This window comes from Methyloceanibacter sp., from assembly GCF_051306395.1.
Lineage (GTDB): Bacteria > Pseudomonadota > Alphaproteobacteria > Rhizobiales > Methyloligellaceae > Methyloceanibacter.
Genome location: NZ_JBPPND010000159.1, coordinates 1 through 2375, shown reverse-complemented (window position 1 = coordinate 2375; position 2375 = coordinate 1). Strand labels below are relative to the sequence as shown.

General features: G+C 66.0%; 2 protein-coding genes. Both read left to right on the top strand.

The features are described from left to right. Positions 1 to 186: 186 nt before the first annotated feature. The gene (locus tag ACSLE4_RS08270) at positions 187 to 1413 is read left to right on the top strand and encodes an IS256 family transposase (protein ID WP_435903990.1); all 1227 of its coding nucleotides are present in this window, start codon (positions 187 to 189) and stop codon (positions 1411 to 1413) included. Between the two features lie 86 nt (positions 1414 to 1499). After that, on the top strand, positions 1500 to 2375 hold an 876-nt coding region (locus tag ACSLE4_RS08265; protein ID WP_435903989.1), incomplete at its 3' end, for a winged helix-turn-helix domain-containing protein.

The window sequence follows — 2375 nt, the reverse complement described above, 5'->3', positions numbered from 1 at the left end:
CGATCCGATTCAGCTCCCGCTCACTCATCAGTACCCCCAAGTTCGACAGGTGTCGGTCAGGTTTAGTGTATCCGGCGGGTGCCGGGGGTCGTGTCTCGGAAGTGGTGGAAATTCGAAGGCGGCGTAATCTCCGGGTGAGTTCACAACCACCCAACCGGCGGCGCCAACCGCCAGGGAGATCACGCCATGAACGAGAATACCGCGAGCTCAACCGCTTCGCTACTGCCCGACGCGTCGGCCTATGACCCGATCGAGGACCGCCTGCGGGCGAGCGTCCGCGCGACCATCGAGACGATGTTCGAAGAGGAACTGGCCGAATTTCTGGGCCGCCTCCGTTACGGTCGTGGCGGCGGCGCGGCGAAGGGCTATCGCCACGGGCACCGGGATCGGCAACTGACCGGCACGTTCGGCACCGAGACGGTGCGCGTGCCGCGTGCCCGGATCGAGAGCGAGGAGGGCAAGGTCACGGAATGGCGGTCGAAGGCGCTGCCGCGTTACCAGCGGTTGACCAAGAAGGCCGAAGCCCTGATCGCCGCGGTCTACCTGGCCGGGACCAACACGCGGCGCGTCAAGCGGGCGCTGTTCGGGTTGTTCGAGGGCGCCGTCAGCAAGGACGTGGTCAGCCGCGCCTGGCGCAAGGTGAAGGTCGACTGGGAGGCTTGGTCCGCCCGCAGGCTGGCCGAGGAGGACATCGTCCGTCTCATTCTCGATGGGACCGTGATCCGGACCCGGCTGGACAGGAAGGCCACGAACATCTCTGTGCTGGCCGCCATCGGCGTGCGGCGCGACGGGCAGAAGGTGCTGCTGTCCATCAAGAATATGGGCGGCGAGAGCACCTCGGCCTGGGGCCAGTTCCTCGCCGATCTCGATGCGCGGGGCCTGAAGCGGCCCGAGTTCGTCATCGTCGACGGCGCCCCGGGTCTCGAAGCCGCACTCGTGGCGCTGTGGGGCGGGGACCTGCCCATCCAGCGCTGCACGGTTCACAAGCATCGCAACCTGCTGGCTCACGCCCCGAAGCACCTCCATGACGAGCTGACCGAGGACTACCGCGACATGATCTACGCCGACACCGCGGCCGAGATCGAGAAGCGCCGCAAGGGCTTCCTTCGCAAGTGGCGACTCAAGTGCAAGGCCGTCGCCGACAGCCTGGAGGAAGCCGGGGACCGGCTCTTCAGCTTCACCCGCCTCGACCCGTCCCAATGGAAATCCGCCCGGACCACAAATGCCATCGAGCGGCTGAACGAGGAATTCCGTCGCCGCATCAAGACCCAGACTGTGCTGCCCTCCGCCGAGACCGTGCCGATGCTGCTCTGGGCGCTCCTCGCCTCCGGTCAGATCCAGATGCGCAAGGTCGACGGATGGGAGACCCTTTCCCAGCCCCTCGAGCCGATGCCTCTTGACCTCGCTGCCTGAGAGCCCGAACCTTCACATGCCCGGAGCGCGCCGCCAGGCAATTTCCACAGCATTCGCGACACGACCCGATCCTCATCAACGATACATTGGCCGATCTCGACGGTGAGACGCTCGCGCGGCGCACTGGCGAGGTCGTCAGGCTGCGTCCGCAGGCCTTTGCGATCCTGCGCTACCTGATCGAACATGCCAACCGGTTGGTAACCAAGACCGAACTGATCCGGGCCGTATGGGGGGCGACGGCGGTCACCGATGACAGCCTCGTGCAGGGCATCCTTGAAATTCGTCGAGCCCTTGACGACGGGAGCCATAGCGTCGTGGCCACCGTTATGGGCCGCGGCTACCGGTTGGTGTTGCCCGAGCCTCTGCAATACACGCCGAACCGGCCGTCACTCGCAGTCCTGCCCTTCGTCAACCTCGATGCCGACCCCGCGCACGATCGGTTTGCTGACGGCCTGGCGGGTTCCATCATCTCGGCCGCCTCGCGCATCGCGGACCTTTCGGTGATCGCCCACAGCGCGGCTCTCGACGCTCGCCCGCGAACCGCAGCCAATTGGCCGGCTACCGAATGGAATGTCACGCGCTACCGGCTCGAGGGCAGCATTCAGGGGTCGGCCGGCCGACTGCGGATCAATGCTCAGCTGACCGAGGCAGCTTCGGCCGCGCATGTCTGGGCGCAGACCTTCGACGGCGAGTCGGGCGACCGGTTCGTACTTCAGGACCAATTCACCGAAAGCATTGTCGGCGCGCTGCAGCCGTCGATCCGTCGTGCCGAGATCGAACGGGCGCTGCGGAAACGCCTGGAAGATCTGGACTCGTGGGATCTCTACCTGCGAGCGGTGCCCCCCACGCATGCGAACAGCCCGGAGGCGACTGTAACGGCGCTGTCGCTCCTTGGCCGGTCGCTGCAGCTGGAGCCGAAGCATTTTGCCTCCCACGCCTATGCGGCGTGGTGCCACGAACAG